The 16,401-nt window shown below is 68.0% G+C and carries 17 protein-coding genes and 1 tRNA gene; 13 read left to right on the top strand and 5 right to left on the bottom strand.

Going from position 1 to position 16,401, the window contains the following annotated elements; translation table 11 throughout:
• The first annotated feature begins 73 nt into the window (after positions 1 to 73).
• Together mutM and ACFOD4_RS09790 are read left to right on the top strand one after the other, a co-directional pair.
• Positions 74 to 916, top strand: coding sequence for a bifunctional DNA-formamidopyrimidine glycosylase/DNA-(apurinic or apyrimidinic site) lyase (gene mutM / locus ACFOD4_RS09795; protein ID WP_379595976.1), 843 nt, complete (start codon positions 74 to 76; stop codon positions 914 to 916).
• A 10-nt stretch (positions 917 to 926) separates the two neighbouring features.
• Entirely contained in the window at positions 927 to 1,703 is a 777-nt protein-coding gene (locus ACFOD4_RS09790; RefSeq protein WP_379595975.1) for an enoyl-CoA hydratase, read from the top strand.
• A 113-nt stretch (positions 1,704 to 1,816) separates the two neighbouring features.
• Here ACFOD4_RS09790 and ACFOD4_RS09785 read toward each other — a convergent pair whose 3' ends face one another.
• The gene (locus ACFOD4_RS09785) at positions 1,817 to 2,170 is read right to left on the bottom strand and encodes a RidA family protein (RefSeq protein ID WP_379595974.1); all 354 of its coding nucleotides are present in this window, start codon (positions 2,168 to 2,170) and stop codon (positions 1,817 to 1,819) included.
• 269 nt (positions 2,171 to 2,439) lie between these two features.
• Between ACFOD4_RS09785 and rpsT the strand changes: the two genes are divergently transcribed.
• The 7 genes from rpsT to ACFOD4_RS09750 all read left to right on the top strand — a co-directional run bounded on the left by rpsT (position 2,440) and on the right by ACFOD4_RS09750 (position 11,077).
• On the top strand, positions 2,440 to 2,715 hold the full coding sequence (rpsT, locus tag ACFOD4_RS09780; RefSeq protein ID WP_379595972.1) for a 30S ribosomal protein S20: 276 nt from the start codon (positions 2,440 to 2,442) through the stop codon (positions 2,713 to 2,715).
• 354 nt (positions 2,716 to 3,069) lie between these two features.
• The gene (gene dnaA, locus ACFOD4_RS09775; RefSeq protein WP_379595971.1) at positions 3,070 to 4,569 is read left to right on the top strand and encodes a chromosomal replication initiator protein DnaA; all 1,500 of its coding nucleotides are present in this window, start codon (positions 3,070 to 3,072) and stop codon (positions 4,567 to 4,569) included.
• Positions 4,570 to 5,063: 494 nt separating this feature from the next.
• Entirely contained in the window at positions 5,064 to 6,011 is a 948-nt protein-coding gene (coaA, locus tag ACFOD4_RS09770) for a type I pantothenate kinase (RefSeq protein WP_379595969.1), read from the top strand.
• 244 nt (positions 6,012 to 6,255) lie between these two features.
• Positions 6,256 to 7,869 (top strand): MBOAT family O-acyltransferase, encoded by a 1,614-nt coding sequence (locus tag ACFOD4_RS09765; protein WP_379595968.1) that lies wholly within the window; start codon positions 6,256 to 6,258, stop codon positions 7,867 to 7,869.
• Between the two features lie 10 nt (positions 7,870 to 7,879).
• Positions 7,880 to 9,790 (top strand): HAD-IIIC family phosphatase, encoded by a 1,911-nt coding sequence (locus tag ACFOD4_RS09760; protein ID WP_379595967.1) that lies wholly within the window; start codon positions 7,880 to 7,882, stop codon positions 9,788 to 9,790.
• Positions 9,787 to 10,044: an acyl carrier protein gene (locus ACFOD4_RS09755; RefSeq protein ID WP_379595965.1), complete on the top strand. Its 258-nt coding sequence runs from the start codon at positions 9,787 to 9,789 to the stop codon at positions 10,042 to 10,044. The genes ACFOD4_RS09760 and ACFOD4_RS09755 overlap by 4 nt, the downstream gene beginning before the upstream one ends.
• Positions 10,037 to 11,077, top strand: a complete 1,041-nt coding sequence (locus ACFOD4_RS09750; RefSeq protein ID WP_379595964.1) for a hypothetical protein — start codon at positions 10,037 to 10,039, stop codon at positions 11,075 to 11,077. Before ACFOD4_RS09755 ends, ACFOD4_RS09750 begins: the two co-directional genes overlap by 8 nt.
• A 94-nt stretch (positions 11,078 to 11,171) precedes the next feature.
• On the opposite strand, the gene ACFOD4_RS09745 is transcribed toward ACFOD4_RS09750, so the two are convergent.
• From ACFOD4_RS09745 to ACFOD4_RS09735, 3 genes are all read right to left on the bottom strand, one after another.
• A complete protein-coding gene (locus ACFOD4_RS09745; RefSeq protein WP_379596075.1) occupies positions 11,172 to 11,711 on the bottom strand; it encodes a glyoxalase superfamily protein in 540 nt (179 codons plus the stop codon).
• Between the two features lie 286 nt (positions 11,712 to 11,997).
• Complete coding sequence (locus ACFOD4_RS09740) at positions 11,998 to 12,405, bottom strand: hypothetical protein (RefSeq protein WP_379595962.1); 408 nt, start codon at positions 12,403 to 12,405, stop codon at positions 11,998 to 12,000.
• An 88-nt stretch (positions 12,406 to 12,493) separates the two neighbouring features.
• Complete coding sequence (locus ACFOD4_RS09735) at positions 12,494 to 14,173, bottom strand: methyl-accepting chemotaxis protein (protein ID WP_379595961.1); 1,680 nt, start codon at positions 14,171 to 14,173, stop codon at positions 12,494 to 12,496.
• A 368-nt stretch (positions 14,174 to 14,541) separates the two neighbouring features.
• Here ACFOD4_RS09735 and ACFOD4_RS09730 point away from each other — a divergent pair, with 368 nt between their 5' ends.
• Entirely contained in the window at positions 14,542 to 14,688 is a 147-nt protein-coding gene (locus tag ACFOD4_RS09730; RefSeq protein WP_379595959.1) for a hypothetical protein, read from the top strand.
• Here ACFOD4_RS09730 and ACFOD4_RS09725 read toward each other — a convergent pair.
• Positions 14,677 to 14,752 (bottom strand) — tRNA-Ala (locus tag ACFOD4_RS09725). The genes ACFOD4_RS09730 and ACFOD4_RS09725 overlap by 12 nt on opposite strands.
• Positions 14,753 to 14,859: 107 nt before the next feature.
• Here ACFOD4_RS09725 and ACFOD4_RS09720 point away from each other — a divergent pair.
• Genes ACFOD4_RS09720 through folD form a run of 3 tightly spaced genes read left to right on the top strand, consistent with a single transcriptional unit; the run spans position 14,860 to position 16,321 of the window.
• Positions 14,860 to 15,153 (top strand): YggT family protein, encoded by a 294-nt coding sequence (locus ACFOD4_RS09720; protein ID WP_379595958.1) that lies wholly within the window; start codon positions 14,860 to 14,862, stop codon positions 15,151 to 15,153.
• Positions 15,132 to 15,467, top strand: coding sequence for a DUF167 domain-containing protein (locus ACFOD4_RS09715; protein WP_379595957.1), 336 nt, complete (start codon positions 15,132 to 15,134; stop codon positions 15,465 to 15,467). Before ACFOD4_RS09720 ends, ACFOD4_RS09715 begins: the two co-directional genes overlap by 22 nt.
• The gene (gene folD, locus ACFOD4_RS09710) at positions 15,464 to 16,321 is read left to right on the top strand and encodes a bifunctional methylenetetrahydrofolate dehydrogenase/methenyltetrahydrofolate cyclohydrolase FolD (protein ID WP_379595956.1); all 858 of its coding nucleotides are present in this window, start codon (positions 15,464 to 15,466) and stop codon (positions 16,319 to 16,321) included. Before ACFOD4_RS09715 ends, folD begins: the two co-directional genes overlap by 4 nt.
• Positions 16,322 to 16,401: the final 80 nt, after the last annotated feature.

The raw sequence follows: 16,401 nt of genomic DNA, 5'->3' as shown, positions 1-16,401 counted from the left end.
GCGCTGAAACTGACAGGAAGTCAGGGCGGTTCGGGAGGAACTCGTATCCTTCGCCCTTTGCCCCTGGAGTTCCATGCCTGAGCTTCCCGAAGTCGAAACGGTGATGCGCGGCCTGTCCGGCCTGCTCACCGGTCGCACCCTCACCTTTGCCGCCACCCACCGTGAGGGCATGCGCTGGCCGTTTCCGCCCGGCCTGGCGCAGCGGCTGACGGGGGCGCGGGTGGAAGGGTTCCGGCGGCGTGGCAAATACATGCTGATGCGGATCTCGGACGGGGATTCGGTGCTGATCCACCTCGGCATGTCGGGGCGGATGGTGTCGCGCCCCCAGGGCAGCAACCAGCCGCCGCCGGCACATGAGCATCTGGTGCTGCAGACGGATGACGGACAACGGGTCGGCTTTGTGGATCCGCGCCGATTCGGCAGCGTGGACCTGGTGCCGACCGGTGCGGAAGACAGCCACAAGCTGCTGGCCGGGATGGGGCCGGAGCCGCTGGAGGATGCCTTCACCCCGGGAGTGTTGTCCGAGTCGCTGGCGGGAAAGCGCACGCCGGTGAAGGCGGCGCTGCTGGACCAGCGCGTGGTGGCGGGGCTCGGCAATATTTATGTGGCGGAAGCGCTGTTCCGGGCCGGCATCTCGCCCCGGCGGCTGGCGCACACCATTCCGGGCACGCGCGCGGCGCGGCTGGTGCCGGCAATCAGGCAGGTGCTGGAAGAGGCGATCGAGGCCGGGGGGTCTTCCCTGCGCGATTATGTGCAGGCGGATGGGGAGCTGGGCCATTTCCAGGACCGCTTCCAGGTTTACGACCGGGAAGCGGCACCCTGCCCGCTCTGCCCGGGGCCGCCCTCTTGCCTCGGCGTGTCGCGCATCGTGCAATCCGGGCGCAGCACCTTTTTCTGCGCCCGCACACAACGATAGGGGAGCCGGCATGGCCGAAGCGTATGAGATGATCCTGTTCGAGCGGCAGGGCGCGGCGGGGATCATCCGCCTCAACCGGCCCAAGGCGCTGAACGCGCTGTGCGACGCCATGATGGCGGAGCTGGCGGATGCGCTGGCCAGGATGGATGCCGACCCCGCCGTGGCGGCCATCATCGTCACCGGAAGCGAGAAGGCCTTCGCCGCCGGGGCCGACATCCGCGAGATGCAGGCACGACGGTATCCCGCCACTTATATGGATGATTTCGTCGCCCCCTGGGAAGCAGTGCTGGGCGTCCGCAAGCCGGTGATCGCGGCGGTGGCGGGCTTCGCGCTCGGCGGCGGCTGCGAGATGGCGATGATGTGCGACATCATCCTGGCGGCCGAATCGGCGAAGTTCGGGCAACCGGAGATCAATCTCGGCATGACCCCCGGTGCGGGGGGCAGCCAGCGCCTGACGCGGGCCATCGGCAAGGCCAAGGCCATGGAAATGGTGCTGACAGGCCGCATGATGGGCGCCGAGGAGGCCGAGCGGGCGGGGCTGGTGGCCCGCGTGGTGCCCGCCGACGCGCTGCTGGCGGAGGCCGTGAAGATGGCGGACACCATCGGCGGACTGTCCGCTCCCGCCGTGGCCATGGCCAAGGAAGCGGTGAACGCCGCCTTCGAGTTGCCGCTCCGCGAAGGGGTGCGGCTGGAGCGGCGGATGTTTCTGTCCTTGTTCGGCACGGAAGGACAGCAGGAAGGCATGGCGGCGTTCCTGGAAAAGCGGAAGCCGGTCTTCCGGCGCTGAGGATCCTGCTGGCGCGAAGCGATGCTTCGCGCCTCCGTTCAGGGCCTGCGGCCTCCTGGACCTTGCTCCCGGCAAACGGGAAGTGTCGCCTGGGAGCCATCAGCGCCGGTGGATCAGCGAGTCGCGGTGATCACCACCTCGATCAGCGTGTCCGGCGAGCCCAGGTTGGCGACGCCGACCGTGGCGCGGGAAGGCAGGTTCTCCTCGCCGAAGAAGGCCACCCAGGCTTCGTTCATCGCCGCCTTCGCCGCCATGTCGGTGACATACACCGTGGCGGTCAGCACCTTGGATTTGCTGCTGCCGGCACTGGCCAGGATGTCGGCCGCCTTCGCAAGCACCTGCTCGGTCTGTGCCCGCATGTCGAGTCCCTTGCCGTCCCCGGCGGTGATGCCGCCCAGATAGAGCACGTCGCCGGACACGACGACGCGGTGCATGATGGGGGTGCGGGTGATGCGTTCGATGCTCATGAAAACCGTCCGGATGCTGGAAGGCACGATCATGGACGCCGCCGCCGCGCGGGTGAAGGGGGGGGTGCCCGGCGCGGCAATGGCAGGGCGCGGGATGGGAGGCTGACCCGGCGGAGGCGCATGGCCGCCGCCGGGAAGGGCTCATCCCGATTGACTCTCGCGGCGGGGGACGGCTAAACCCCGCCTCTCGCTGTGGACCCCCTTGCCCCCCTGGGTGGCAGAGGTGTCCGCGCGTCCGTAAACACAGACGACTGGTTCGAAACACCGCCATGGCGAACACGGCTTCAGCGCGTAAGCGCATCCGGCAGACGGCCACTCGCAACGAGCGCAATCGCGCCCGTCGCTCGCGCGTCAGCACCTTCCTCACCAAGGTCGAGAAGGCCGTCTCGGCCGGCGACAAGAGCGCCGCCCAGGCTGCCTTCAAGGACGCGCAGCCCGAGCTGCAGCGTGCCGTGACCAAGGGTGTCATGCACCTCAACACCGTGTCGCGGAAGCTGTCCCGCTTGTCCGCGCGCATCAAGGCTCTGGCTGCCGCGCAGGGCTGATCGCCGATCGGCCCACGCCAAACGGCGTGACCGGCGGCTTTCATGTTCTCGCCATGATCCCGTTGCGCCCCGGGCGCGACGGGCGGTAGCCTCCAAAGAACAGCCGCTGGACTAGAGTAACCCAATACATCACGGCAATGCCGGTCGTCTTTCGTGACCGGGGTCTGTACTTTGACCCGGCCATTCGCGGAAGGATCGGTTCTTCGCGCCTGACGCGAAAAGCCTTACGCTTGTCCAGTTCGATCCGGGGTGCCGGGCGGGGTTGGATACGCGCGTCCGGAATAAAACTCTCCCGCCCCCGCAAGGGGACGCATCAGTCTGGCCGTTGGGCCGAAAGGGTGGCAGGTGCTTCGAATGGAGAACGAGCTAGGCACGTCTTCCGCTGGCGCGAGCGATCAGGCCTCCGAAGCCTGGACGCGGATTCGCGGCCGCTTGCGAGACGAGGTCGGCGAGGTCGAATATCGGAGCTGGCTGCGCCAGATGACGCTGGGCGCCATTGAGGGCGAGGAGGCGGTGATCCTGCTGCCCACCCGCTTTCTGCGCGACTGGGTGCGGGGACATTACGGCGACCGGCTGCGCGCCCTGTGGACCGCCGAGAATCTGGGCGTGCGGCGGGTGGAGATCCGGGTCGCGCCGGAACTGCGCGCCGACCAGGCGCCGCTTGCCGACGGCGCCGTGGCCCAGCCGCGCGGTCCGGCGGCCGCGCCTGGCCCGCGGAGCGAATCGGGGGCCTCCCCCGCCACCGCGCCGGGTGCCCGGCCGCAGCAGGCGGCGCTGGCCCTGGCCGAGCCGCTTTCCTCCGGGCCGCGCGGCGCCGAGCCGCGCAATGATTGGGCCGCGCCGCTCGATCCCCGCTACACCTTTGACAGCTTCGTGGTCGGCAAGCCGAACGAGTTCGCCCATGCCTGCGCCCGCCGGGTGGCCGAGAAGCCGGCCAGCGCCGGGTTCAACCCGCTGTTCCTCTATGGCGGAGTCGGGCTGGGCAAGACCCACCTGATGCACTCGATCGCGTGGGCGATCTCCTTCAACGGCCAGCGCAACGTCGCCTACATGTCGGCCGAGAAGTTCATGTACCGCTTCATCGCGGCCCTGCGGTCGCAGAGCACGATGGAGTTCAAGGAGTCGCTCCGCTCGGTCGACGTGCTGATGATCGACGACCTGCAATTCCTGATCGGCAAGGACAACACGCAGGAAGAGTTCTTCCACACCTTCAACGCGCTGGTGGATGCGGGAAAGCAGATCGTCGTCTCGGCCGACAAGTCGCCCTCCGACCTGTCGGGGCTGGAGGACCGGCTGCGCACGCGACTCGGCTGCGGCATGGTGGCCGATATCCATGCCACCACCTACGAGCTGCGCATCTCCATCCTGCAGGCCAAGGCGCAAGGGGCGGAGGTGGACGTGCCGGCACGGGTGCTGGAGTTCCTGGCGCACAAGATCACCTCCAACGTCCGCGAGCTGGAAGGCGCGCTGAACCGGCTGATCGCCCATGCGAATCTGTTCGGGCGCCCGGTGACGCTGGAATCGGCGCAGGAGGTGCTGCACGACATCCTGCGGGCACATGACCGCCGGGTCACGATCGAGGAAATCCAGCGCAAGGTCGCCGAGCACTACAACATCCGGCTGACCGACATGTCCTCCGCCCGCCGCGCCCGCAACGTGGCGCGGCCCCGGCAGGTGGCGATGTACCTGGCCAAGCAGCTCACCTCGCGCTCGCTGCCGGAGATCGGCCGGCGCTTCGGCAATCGCGACCACACCACGGTGATGCACGCCGTGTCCCGGGTCGCCGAGCTGATGCAGGGGGACAGCAGCTTCGCCGAGGATGTGGAATTGCTGCGGCGCATGCTGGAGAATTGAGGGAGCGCTCCGCCCCTCGGCCCATTTGTTGTTCCGCAACGGCCATGCTGGCGCCCCGTGCCCCGCTGTGCCGGGAGCCATGAAGCGCGACTCCGAGCGGGATGCATGACGGGAGGATCTCTGCGCCATGTTGCCGGAGCGCCGCGACGGCATGGCCTCGTCCTCCGCCTGACCGATGGCACGCCGGCGCGCCACCGGACGGAAATCCGGTTTTCATCGGGCTCGCCTTGTTGATGCACAGGCCCGGAACGGTGTCCAGGGTCCGGCGGGTGAATGCCTCCGTCGTGCCGAGGGGCAAGGCGAACCGAAGCTGTTGTCGATGACCACCACGGCAGGGCGGGTTCCTGAATCCCTGCCATCCTCGGCCCCCTTCGGCCGGCCAGTCCTGCCCTGGATGGCTGGGAAGGCGCTCCTTCGCCGCGCACTGTCTTTGCCTTCGCGCCGCAGCATGGCAGGATGCGGCGAAACGCCAGGCTGCTCCGGAAAGGCTGCCCATGAACACTTCCGCAGCCCTTGATCCGGGGGAACTGACGGCCTATCGGCGCTTCAGCCGCTCTGAATGGGCGGCACTGCGGGCCAGCACGCCGCTGTCGCTGTCCGCCGACGACATCGAAGGCCTGCGGGGCGTCGCCGAGCAATTCTCCCTGACCGAGGTGGCGGACATCATGCTGCCGCTGTCGCGCCTGCTGAACCTGCAGGTGGCCGCGGCCCGGGGCCTGGGCGTGGTGCAGGACACCTTTCTGGGGCGCCCGGTGGTGGCGCCGCCCTACATCATCGGCATCGCCGGCAGCGTGGCGGTGGGCAAGAGCACCTTCGCCCGCGTGCTGCGCGCTGCCCTGTCGCGCTGGCCGGATCATCCCCGCGTGGAACTGATCACCACCGACGGCTTCCTGCACCCGACCACCGTGCTGGAAAGCCGCGGGCTGATGCAGCGCAAGGGCTTTCCCGAGAGCTATGACCTGCGGCGGATGATCGCCTTTCTTTCGGCGGTGAAGGCGGGCGAGGCGGAGGTGTCGGCGCCGGTCTATTCGCACCTGACCTATGACATCGTGCCGGACCGGGCGCAGGTGGTGCGGCGGCCGGACATTCTGATCTTCGAAGGGCTGAACGTGCTGCAGCCTTCGGCCGGGGCCCCGCTGCTGGCCTCGGATTTCTTCGACTTCTCGGTGTATGTGGATGCCGAGGAAGACGATATTGCCGAATGGTACCGGCAGCGCTTCCTGTTGTTGCAGCGCACGGCATTCCAGCGGCCGGAATCCTACTTCCACCATTTCCGCGACCTGCCGGAAGGCGAGGCGCGGGCCATGGCCAGCAAGATCTGGGACGCCATCAACCTGCCCAATCTGCGGGAAAATATTCTGCCGACCCGCGAAAGGGCCAGGCTGGTGCTGCGGAAGGGCGCTGATCACCGGGTGCAGGAAGTTCGCCTGCGCCGCATGTAGAGCGATCCGCACTGTAGTTGCGGCTGAGTTGTCACAACTTGCGGCAACACAAGATCAGGAAGTGTCCGAAAGTTAATATTAGCTCCATCTGCTCACGTCATGGGGAATTGACATGGCCGTGAGACAATTCATCAGCCCCTTCAGCCCTCCTCATTTTTGATTATCGTCTGGGCCAAGAGGTTCAGGCGATTCCGCCTGGGCTCGTTCAACCGGTTCGCGAGAGCGCTGCCCGGAAGGCCCCATCATGCTCTTCAACTCGGCCATCTTCATTGCTGGCTTCCTGCCCGTGGTGTTGCTCGGCTTCTTTCTCTTCGCCGGGACCGGCCGGCAAAGGCTGGCGGGTCTGTGGCTCACCCTCGCCTCGCTGGTGTTCTATGGCTGGTGGGACCCGCAATACCTGCCGCTGTTGGTGGGCAGCATCGGCTTCAACTACCTGCTGGGCGGGTACCTGCTGAAGCGGCCTTCCCGCCTGGTGCTGGGTCTCGGCATCGCGGCCAACCTGGCGCTGCTCGGCTTCTACAAATACACCGGCTTCCTGCTTGGCGCGGCGGATGACGCGTTCGGGCTGGGCTGGGAAGCGCCGAGCATCATCCTGCCGCTGGCCATCTCGTTCTTCACCTTCCAGCAGATCGCCTACCTGTCGGACGCGCATGACGGGGCGGTGGTGGAGCACGACTTCCTCAACTACTGCCTGTTCATCACCTTCTTCCCGCACCTGATCGCCGGGCCGATCACGCATCACCGCGAGATGCTCTCGCAGTTCGGCAACACGGAGAATTTCCGGCCTCGCTTCGACAACATCTCGGTCGGCACCACGCTGTTCGTGCTGGGGCTGTTCAAGAAGGTGGTGTTCGCCGATCCGATGGGCGCGGAGGCAGGACCGGTCTTCGCCGCGGCGCAGGCGGGGGCGGCGCTGCCCTTCCTGGATGCCTGGGGCGGCGCGCTGGCCTATGCGCTGCAGCTGTATTTCGACTTCTCGGGCTACACCGACATGGCGATCGGGCTGGGTCTGCTGTTTGGTATCAGCCTGCCGCCCAACTTCAACAGCCCGTACAAGGCGCACAACGTCATCGACTACTGGTCGCGTTGGCACATGACGCTGACGCGGTTCCTGACGGCCTATGTGTACAACCCGATCGTGCTGGGGGTGACCCGGCGGCGCGTGGCGGCGGGCAAGCCGCTGCCCAAGCGTGGCAAGATGAGCGCGGGGACGTTCTTCGCACTGGTGGCCTATCCAACGCTGCTGACCATGTTCATCTCCGGCGTGTGGCATGGCGCGGGCTGGCAGTTCGTCGCCTTCGGCCTGCTGCACGGCTTCTACCTCGTGGTCGCGCATGGGTGGCGGGCACTGAAGACGCAGTGGGGCTGGAAGCTCGACAGCGACAAGCTGATCCACAAGGTGCCGGCCGTAGCGCTGACCTTCTTCTGCGTGGTGATCGGTGCCGTGTTCTTCCGCGCGCCGAGCCTGGAAGGCGCGCTGAACATGCTGGCGGGCATGGCCGGTCTGAACGGCGTGCTGCTGCCGACCTCCTTCGCGCGCATCCCGGGCCTGGAGCCGGTGGCCGGGCTGCTGGGCATTGCCTTCGAGCCCGGGCCGTTCTTCCGGCCGGTGCTGGGACTGCAGATCGTGTTGCTGCTGGTGTTCTGCTGGAGCCTGCCGAACACGCAGCAATTCATGGGACGCTACCGCACGGCCCTGGGGTGGCGGCCCACCACCGCCTGGGTGCAACGCGCCCTGCCCTTCGCCACTTGGCGGCCGAGTGCCGGCTTCGCCGTGGTGGTCGGGCTGCTCGGTTTCTTCGCCATGGCGAAGGCGATGTCCGCCGCGCCAACCGAATTCCTCTACTTCCAGTTCTGAGGCCGCGATCATGGAACAGCTTGCCTGGTTGCCCACGCATCCCGAACTCGGCGCCGCCATCACCGCGGCGCGCAAACTGCCCGAAGCGCCGGCGCGGCTGGCGGAAGCGGTGCGCCTCGCCGGATTCCGCCGCGACTTCACCGCCACGGGGCGGATCGACAAGCTGGCCCAGGCCGCGCGGCAGGAGGGAGCGGCAGGTGGGCTGACCCCGCTGCGGCTGGCCATCCTGGCCTCGCACACGGTGGACCACCTGGTGCCGGCGGTGCGTGTGGGCGGACTCGGCCGACGCGTGGCGCTGGACGTCCATGTGGCGCCTTACGGCCAGTACCGGCAAGCATTGCTGGGCGAGGACCCGATGCTGGCCGAGTTCGCCCCGCAGCTGATCCTGCTGGCGCTGGACGCGATGGATTCGCGCATCGAGCTGCCGCTGGATGCGGGCGATGCCGATGTGGCCGGCGCCGTGGCCGCGAGGATCGAGGAGCTGCGTGCTCTGTGGCGGCGGGCCAAGGCGCGCTACGGGGCGCAGGTGGTGCAGCAGACGCTGGTGGCGGCCGAGCCGCAGCTTTTCGGCAGCTTCGAGGCGCTGGTGCCGGCCTCCCCCTATGCGGTGACGGAGCGGCTGAACACCGCCATCCGCGCCGCGGCGCGGGAGGAAGGCGTGCTGCTGCTCGACATCGCCTGGCAGGCGGCGCGGGCGGGATTGGCGGCGGGCTTCGCCGACCCGGTGCGCTGGCACCAAGCCAAGCAGGTGGTGAGCCCGGTGCTGGCGCCCTTCTATGGCGAGGCGCTGGCGGCGATCTGCGGCGCGGTGGCCGGCACGGCGCGGAAGTGCCTGGTGCTGGACCTCGACAACACGCTGTGGGGCGGCGTCATCGGCGATGACGGGCTGGACGGCATCAAGCTCGGCCAGGGGAATGCGACGGGCGAGGCGTTTCTCGCCATGCAGCGCTACGCGGCGGCGCTGGGGCGACGCGGCATCATCCTCGCCGTTTGCAGCAAGAACACCGAGGCGGTTGCCGAGGACGCCTTCGCCAACCACCCCGAGATGGCGCTGAAGCGCGGCGACATCGCCTGCTTCGTCGCCAACTGGAACGACAAGGCGGGCAATCTGCGGCACATCGCGAAGACTCTGAACATCGGGCTCGACAGCCTGGTGTTCGTCGATGACAACCCGGCCGAGCGCGAGATCATCCGGCGCGAGCTGCCGGAAGTCGCGGTTCCGGAGTTGCCGGAGGATGTCGCCAACTACCCGGAGATCATCGCGGCGGCGGCCTATTTCGAGACGGCGACCTTTACCGCCGACGATGCGGCGCGCGGTCGTTCCTACGCGCTGAATGCCGAGCGGGCGGCGGCGCTGGAGCAGGCGACGGACCTCGCCGGCTATCTGCGCAGCCTGGCGATGACCATGGTGGCCAAGCCGGTGGATTCCGGCGATCTGCCGCGCGCGACGCAGCTGATCAACAAGACCAACCAGTTCAACCTGACCACGCGCCGCTACACCGAGGCGGACACGCAGCGCTTCGCCAGCGATCCGGATTCGGTGATGCTGTCGCTGCGGCTGCGCGATCGCTTCGGCGACAATGGACTGATCAGCGTGATCATCGCGCGGCCGGATCCCGCGCTGGCGCCGGGCGAGATGCTGATCGACACCTGGCTGATGAGCTGCCGCGTGCTGGGACGGCAGGTGGAGGAAGCGACGCTGGGCGTGCTGGCCGAACAGGCGGCGCGGCGCGGCGCCACCGCGCTGGTGGGCGAATACCGGCCCTCCGCCAAGAACGGCATGGTCGCCGGCCATTACGAGAAGCTGGGTTTCCAGCGCATGAACCCGCCGGAAGGCGCCGAGACGGGCGCGACTTTCTGGCGCTACGACATCAGCGCCGTGCAGGCGCCGGATCATTTCATCGAGGTTGAAGCCGCATGAGCCACGCCGACATCTACGCCGCCCTCACCGAAGTCTTTCAGGAGGTGTTCGACGACGACGACATTGCCCTGACGCCGGACACCACCGCCGACGACATCGAAGGGTGGGACAGCCAGGCGCATGTGAACCTCGTCGTCGCTGCCGAGAGCCGCTTCGGCGTGCGCTTCCGCACCGCCGAGTTGGAAACGCTGCACAATGTGGGCGACTTCGTCGCGCTGATCGCGTCGAAGCGCGAGGCGGTGGGTCATGGTTAGAAACCCCGGGGCCGAGGGACCGAAGCGCAACAAGGCGGAGGTTCCGCCACCCCCGCCGGTGCGGCCGCGCTATATCGCCGCGCTGCTGGGCAGTGCCGTCGCGGCACTCGGGATGTTCTACGTGGGGCTCGGGGCTTTGAGCGCCACGGGCCATCTGCCGCCGCCGGCCTTTTCGAACTCGCTCTGCGTTGATGAGAAGCTGGCCTTCCACCGTGAGCATCCGGAGGCGCGGCCGAACCTGCTGGTGATCGGCTCCTCCGTCGCCTGGCGGCATTTCGACGGGGCGCGGCTGGTGCATGACCTGCCGCAGGTGAAGCCGCTGAACGGCGCCTTCTGCGGGCTGGCGGCCAATCAGAGCGTCTATGCGGCGAACTGGTTCCTGGATCAGACGCCGGGCATCCGCGACGTGCTGATGATCACCTCGCCGCAGGATTTCGAGAATTGCAGCACCAACCGCGCCGCCATCTTCGATGGCGATGACGCGGCGAAGTATGTGTCGGGCGAGGCGTCGCCCTGGCGTTACTACATGCGCTACTTCGATCCCATCTCGCTGGCGCGCAACGCCGGCAGCATCGCGGCGCAGCGCAGCGGGCAGGATTTTGTCGATCCGCTGGTATTCGACCCGTATGGCAGCGGGCCGCTGGACACCACGCGCAACCGCGACACGCTGCTCTATGGAATGGTGAAGTCGCTGGATCGCAAGTGCTTCGACGCGGTGGCCGCCCTGGCGCGGCGGCTGAAGGCGGAGGATCGGCGGCTGCTGGTGGCCACCACGCCGCTGCATCCGGACTGGAAGGCCGATGGCAGCGCGGCACCGCTGCTGGCGGAGTTCAACGGCCGCATGCGGGAGGCGCTGGCCGAGGACCCGCAGGCACGGTTCTGGGATGGCGATGCGGCGCGGGTGGTCGAGCGCGGCGCCTTCTTCGACGCGATCCACCTGCGCTGGTCGGCGGCGGGAACCTACACCGCCGCGCTGGGACAGGCGCTGCATCCGGTGGCGGCGGAGCCGCGGCTGCAGGCCACGATCCGTTGACGCGGCCGGCCACAGCCTGATGACAACCGGGGGGGGCGCTGCCCCCCGGTCATTATCGGCCGGTCATGCACGGGCCGGCCGTTCCGCAGCCGGTTCAGGCGTTCGGCTTTTCCTGACAAAAGCGGATGCGATTCCCGAACGGGTCGGTCACGCTCATCACAAGGCCCCAGGGTTCGTCTTCCACGCCCGGCTTCCCGTGCTTGTAGTCCTTGCGTGCAAGCTCCTGCTGGAAGGCGCCAACGCCCTGCATCCGCACGAACACCGTCGATCCCGGGGTCGCGTCCCCGTGGTGGCCGCTGAGATGCAGGGTCAGCCCGGCGCGCGAGACCTGCGCATAGAGCGGGAAGTTCTCGCCGAAGCGATGCTCCCAATCCAGGCGGAAGCCCAGGAAGCCGAGGTAGAACTCCCTGGCCAGGGCTTCGTCGAAGATGCGCATGACCGGGCAGGTCTGGTTGAAGTGGATGCCCCCCGCGGGAGAAGCGCCGCCTGCCGCGACGAGAACATTCCAATCCGCGCAACCGTGCTGGGCCGCCACGATCTCGAGTGCCGCCGCGTGGGTGATGGCGATCTGCCGCGCCTGCAAGGCCGCCCGCAGGGCTTTCGCCATGGCTTTGGGTTCAGGAGGGGAACGCATGGCTTTCCTCGGATGGGCCAATGATCGCCAGGGCTCGCATTGCTGACGTCTTCGCCACCAGGGAAGGATGCGAAGCGGAGAGGAAGCGACGCTTTCACCATCCCTGCGCAGGGGCGAGCGGCAGGCAGCATCAGCCTTGACGTGACCATAGATGGCGTCGTCGGCCCAGCGCAAGCCGGGCCGCGAGGGACGGCGGGCACCGCTGGAAGCGTGTTCAGTACACGGCCGGAACCGGCCTCAGCGATCCCGACACTGGCGGGGTGAGGCCGGCAGGCGCCGCACCGGTTCAGTACCGGCAGTTGGTGTAGATGCCCGCCCGAATGCAGCGGATCTGGTTGCCGCCGGGCGGCGCGACGGGCATGACCTGCGGCGCGACGAACTGGCCCTGCGACTGCACCGGCTGGAAGGACTGGCCCAGCTGCTGGATCGACTGGTTCAGCCCCTGCATCTGCTGCGCCTGCATCTGCCGCTGCATGAAGAACACCTGCACCTCCTGCGGGTTCATGGCGCGCCGCAGCTCGGTGGGGGCATCATCGGCCGTGAAGCATTGCACCAGACCGGGAGCGACGGACCTGTATCGTGCACAGGCGGCGTCTCCCATCAGGAAGGGCGCACCGTTCACCATGTTGATCTCGGGCGAGGTTTCGCAGCCAGCCAGCGCCACCGCCATCAGGATCACCGCACAGGCCCGCATCTTCGCCATCCACCTCAGGTAGAATTTCGCGCACATAGCATGCGTATTGCTGTGCAGGGCGGAAAATCCACCCCGCACTGCATCATCCTCACGCGGCGCGGACGCCCGAAAGGAAGCTGCCGACCTCGGCCGAGAGCTTCTCGGAGCTTTTCGACAGTTCGGCGGCGGCGGTGAGCACCTGCCCCGCCGCATCGCCGGTTTCGCCCGCATTGCGGCTGACATCGGCGATGTTGCGGGTCACGTCCTCGGTCGCGCGGGCGGTGGATTGCACCGTGCGGGCGATCTCGGCGGTGGCGGTGCTCTGCTCCTCCACCGCCGCCGCGATGTTCACGGTGATGGAGCTGACCTCGTCGATGGTGCTGGCGATCTGCTGGATGGCCTCCACCGCCGCCGCGGTGGCCTGCTGGATCTCGGTGATCTGCGCGCCGATCTCGTCCGTCGCCTTGCTGGTGGCCTGGGCGAGGTTCTTCACCTCGGACGCCACCACCGCGAAACCCTTGCCCGCCTCGCCGGCGCGCGCTGCCTCGATGGTCGCGTTCAGCGCCAGCAGGTTGGTCTGGCCGGCGATGTTGGTGATCAGGCTCACCACTTCGCCGATCTTGTTGGCCGACTGGGCCAGGGCGCGGACGGTGGCGTCGGTATCGCGGGCGTTCTGCACGGCGCGGCTGGCGACGGAGGTGGCCTGCGACACCTGGCGGCTGATCTCGCCGATCGAGGCGGTCAGCTCCTCGGTCGCGGCGGCGACGGTCTGCACGCCGCTGCTGGTGGATTGCGCTGCGTCGGACACGGTGCCGGCCTGCCCGTTGGTCGCCTGCGCGATCTGGGACATGGAGCCGGCCGTGGCCTCCAGCTCGGTCGCGGCGGCGGCCAGGTGGCCGGTCAGGCCGTTCACCGTGCCCTCGAAGCTCTGCACCAGCCCGGCAAGGCGGATGGCGCGCTGCTCCTTGGCGACGCGCTCCCTTTCCTGTTCGCCGGCCAGTCGGCGAGCCTCCATGGCGTTCTGCTTGAACACGTCGAGCGCACGCGCCAGGTCGCCTACCTCGTCGGCGCGGTCGCGGCCTTCCACCGCCGTGTCGAGATCGCCGCCGGCGACGCGGGCCATGCTGGCGGTGACAGCGCTGATGGGGCGGCTGATCTGGAAGCGGGCGATCCAGAACACCAGCAGGCTGGCGAGGGACAGGCCGAGGATGCCGGCGAGGATCAGGTTGAAGCGAAGGCTGGCGGTGTCTTCCACGGAGGACACGGCCAGCGCTGCCATTTCCTGCCGGTTGATCTCCACCAGCTTGGACAGGTTGTCCTGTGCCTGGCGTCGTGCATCGCGGGCTTCAGTGTTGGAGATGGTGATGGCGGCGGCGGTGTTGTGCGCCTCGGCCGCGGCCATGGCTCGCGCGATGGCTTCTTCGTAGCTGCGGATATGGCGGGCGGCCTCGGTCAGCAAGGGCTGGCGCGTCGGCGCCACCATGGGCTGCAGGGTGGCGATCTTGGCGGATGCGTCCTGGATATTCTCCCGGAACTGCCGTGCCCGCTCACGGATCTTGCCGACGTCATTTGCCAGCATCGCGTTCTTCTCTTCCGTAGCGGCCTGGGCCAGAGCCAGGCTGGCTTCCAGGGAATAGGCGATGCGGGGCGTGCGGCTGGAAACGAAGTTCTGCGCCATGCCCGAGACCTCGGACAAGCCGGCCAGGGCGAAGTAAAGCAGTCCGACCGCCGTGGCGATCATGATGGCGGAGGAGGCCGCAAGTTTGCCGCCGATCCTCATGCTGGCCATGTTTCCCATGCTAGATGTTCACCTTTTGTTCCATCCTCTGCCCGTCATTCCGCCCCGATGGCGGGCGACGTCAGCCAGGGAACGGTAGGTGGAGAATCTGAATCTCCGCTTAGCCGTCACAATTATTGCCGCGCTGAGGGTTGCGACGGCAACGGCAGGTACTGGCTGCGAGGCGGGGGGAACCGGAGCCCGGTGGGTGCTGCCGGGTGCGGGGCGTGGCCCCATGTGGACCGGTGACGGCAGCCCGCCTTCGCGAAATCAGGCCGCAGAAGGGCACGGTCCGGGACCATTCCGCGCGGCGGACCTGGCAAGGGAGGCGGCGCGCATCCTGCAGGCCTGCGGCAGCCTGGCACAACAGGATGTCGGGCATGATCTGGTTTGGTGAAGCCGCGGCTTCATGCCGCCAGATCGAACAACACAGATCGCGAGACGCGGCGGATCGCTTCTACACGCAAGCCATGCGGCCCAGCGGCTTCCAGATTGTCAGGGAAAAAACCGGCGGGTGGTGGAGCTGAGGGGAATCGAACCCCTGACCTCCTCATTGCGAACGAGGCGCTCTCCCATCTGAGCTACAGCCCCACACGCGCGGTGGCGGGCTTATCCCCGACGGCACACAACAAGTCAAGCGGTGCTTGCCGCAGCGCCCCCGGCTTCGTAGATGGATGCCTCACCAAGTGGGGATGGCTATGTACGCTGTGTTCTGGTTCATCGATCAGGCGATCGGACTCTATGTCTGGGCGCTGATCATCGCGGCCGTCTTCAGCATCCTGGTGTCGTTCAACATTGTCGACACGCGCAACCGCTTCGTCTGGGCGATTGGCGATTTCCTGTACAAGATCACCGAGCCGGCACTGCGGCCGATCCGCAACTTCCTGCCCAATCTCGGCGGCATCGACATCTCGCCGATGATCCTGATCCTGCTGCTCTACGCCTTCCGCATCTTCCTCTGGACCACGTTGTGGCCGCTGGTGGCGGGCTGAGCGGGGAAGAAGCTGCCGGTTGGCGCGCCATTTCCGGTGGGGTGGAGCTGAGGGTCCGAGCGCAGCCGAAATCCCGCCGCCCCGGCGTGCAAGGCTGGGTGGCGGCTGTGGATGGACCACGGCTGAAGCTCGCCGTGGCTGAGGCTCCGGAGGATGGACGGGCCAACAAGGCCATCTGCACTCTGCTGGCCGGGCTGCTGCATGTCGCCCCTTCCGCAATCGCCGTGGTGCGCGGCGCCGCCTCGCGCGAAAAGACCCTCCGCATCGGGGGCGACCCTGAACTTCTTGGGGACAGGCTGGAGAATTTGCCATGAGCGCACGCATCATTGACGGCAAGGCGGTGGCCGAGGCGCTGCGCGGGCGGCTGGCGGAGCGCGTCTCAGCCCTGGGCTTCCGGCCCGGGCTCCGCGTGGTGCGCGTGGGAGAAGACCCGGCCAGCGGCGTCTACGTCCGCAACAAGGACCGCGCGGCGCTGAAGGCGGGATTGGACAGCGCCACCATCCAGCTGCCGGAGGCAACAGGGGAGGCGGAGCTGCTGGATCTGGTGGCGAAGCTCAACGCCGACCCGGCGGTGGACGGCATCCTGGTGCAGCTTCCCCTGCCGCGCCAGATCGAGGCGGTGAAGGTGCTGGCCGCCATCGACCCGGCCAAGGATGTGGACGGGTTCCACGCGATGAATGCGGGCATGCTGGCCACCGGGCAACGCGGCCTGGTGCCCTGCACGCCCAAGGGGGTGATGCATCTTCTAGCGGCCGCGCGCATCCCGGTCGCCGGGGCGCGGGCGGTGGTGCTGGGGCGCTCCAACATCGTCGGCAAGCCGATGGCCGCGCTGCTGCTGGCCGCCGACGCGACGGTGACGGTGGTGCATTCCCGCACCCGCGACCTGGCGCATGAATGCCGCCGGGCCGAGATCCTGGTGGCGGCCGTGGGACGGGCGGAGATGGTCAAGGGCGACTGGATCGCCGAGGGCGCCACGGTGATCGATGTGGGCATCAATCGTCTGCCGGATGGGCGGCTGGTCGGCGATGTGGATTTCGCCGCCGCCTCGCAGCACGCCGCGGCGATCACGCCGGTGCCGGGTGGCGTCGGGCCCATGACCATCGCCTGCCTGCTCGAGAACACGGTCGAGGCCGCGGTTGCGCGGCGCGGCGTGCGGGAGGCGGGCTGAACGCGCCTCCCTTTCCGATCGTCACGCACCCGACCCCGAAGCGTCACAGCGCCGCAGCACGGAAGGCGTAATCGGCCCCC

Source organism: Teichococcus globiformis (assembly GCF_042646265.1).
Classification (GTDB): domain Bacteria; phylum Pseudomonadota; class Alphaproteobacteria; order Acetobacterales; family Acetobacteraceae; genus Pseudoroseomonas; species Pseudoroseomonas globiformis.
Note: the sequence above shows the minus strand (reverse complement) of the source record. Positions and strands in the feature narration are given on the sequence as shown.

What these genes read in the sequence shown, in the direction of transcription:
- mutM (WP_379595976.1), top strand. Translation starts at nt 74, where the DNA reads ATGCCTGAGCTTCCCGAAGTCGAAACGGTGATGCGCGGCCTGTCCGGC.
- ACFOD4_RS09790 (WP_379595975.1), top strand. Translation starts at nt 927, where the DNA reads ATGGCCGAAGCGTATGAGATGATCCTGTTCGAGCGGCAGGGCGCGGCG.
- ACFOD4_RS09785 (WP_379595974.1), bottom strand. Translation starts at nt 2,170, where the DNA reads ATGAGCATCGAACGCATCACCCGCACCCCCATCATGCACCGCGTCGTC.
- rpsT (WP_379595972.1), top strand. Translation starts at nt 2,440, where the DNA reads ATGGCGAACACGGCTTCAGCGCGTAAGCGCATCCGGCAGACGGCCACT.
- dnaA (WP_379595971.1), top strand. Translation starts at nt 3,070, where the DNA reads ATGGAGAACGAGCTAGGCACGTCTTCCGCTGGCGCGAGCGATCAGGCC.
- coaA (WP_379595969.1), top strand. Translation starts at nt 5,064, where the DNA reads ATGAACACTTCCGCAGCCCTTGATCCGGGGGAACTGACGGCCTATCGG.
- ACFOD4_RS09765 (WP_379595968.1), top strand. Translation starts at nt 6,256, where the DNA reads ATGCTCTTCAACTCGGCCATCTTCATTGCTGGCTTCCTGCCCGTGGTG.
- ACFOD4_RS09760 (WP_379595967.1), top strand. Translation starts at nt 7,880, where the DNA reads ATGGAACAGCTTGCCTGGTTGCCCACGCATCCCGAACTCGGCGCCGCC.
- ACFOD4_RS09755 (WP_379595965.1), top strand. Translation starts at nt 9,787, where the DNA reads ATGAGCCACGCCGACATCTACGCCGCCCTCACCGAAGTCTTTCAGGAG.
- ACFOD4_RS09750 (WP_379595964.1), top strand. Translation starts at nt 10,037, where the DNA reads ATGGTTAGAAACCCCGGGGCCGAGGGACCGAAGCGCAACAAGGCGGAG.
- ACFOD4_RS09745 (WP_379596075.1), bottom strand. Translation starts at nt 11,711, where the DNA reads ATGCGTTCCCCTCCTGAACCCAAAGCCATGGCGAAAGCCCTGCGGGCG.
- ACFOD4_RS09740 (WP_379595962.1), bottom strand. Translation starts at nt 12,405, where the DNA reads ATGCGGGCCTGTGCGGTGATCCTGATGGCGGTGGCGCTGGCTGGCTGC.
- ACFOD4_RS09735 (WP_379595961.1), bottom strand. Translation starts at nt 14,173, where the DNA reads ATGGCCAGCATGAGGATCGGCGGCAAACTTGCGGCCTCCTCCGCCATC.
- ACFOD4_RS09730 (WP_379595959.1), top strand. Translation starts at nt 14,542, where the DNA reads ATGATCTGGTTTGGTGAAGCCGCGGCTTCATGCCGCCAGATCGAACAA.
- ACFOD4_RS09720 (WP_379595958.1), top strand. Translation starts at nt 14,860, where the DNA reads ATGTACGCTGTGTTCTGGTTCATCGATCAGGCGATCGGACTCTATGTC.
- folD (WP_379595956.1), top strand. Translation starts at nt 15,464, where the DNA reads ATGAGCGCACGCATCATTGACGGCAAGGCGGTGGCCGAGGCGCTGCGC.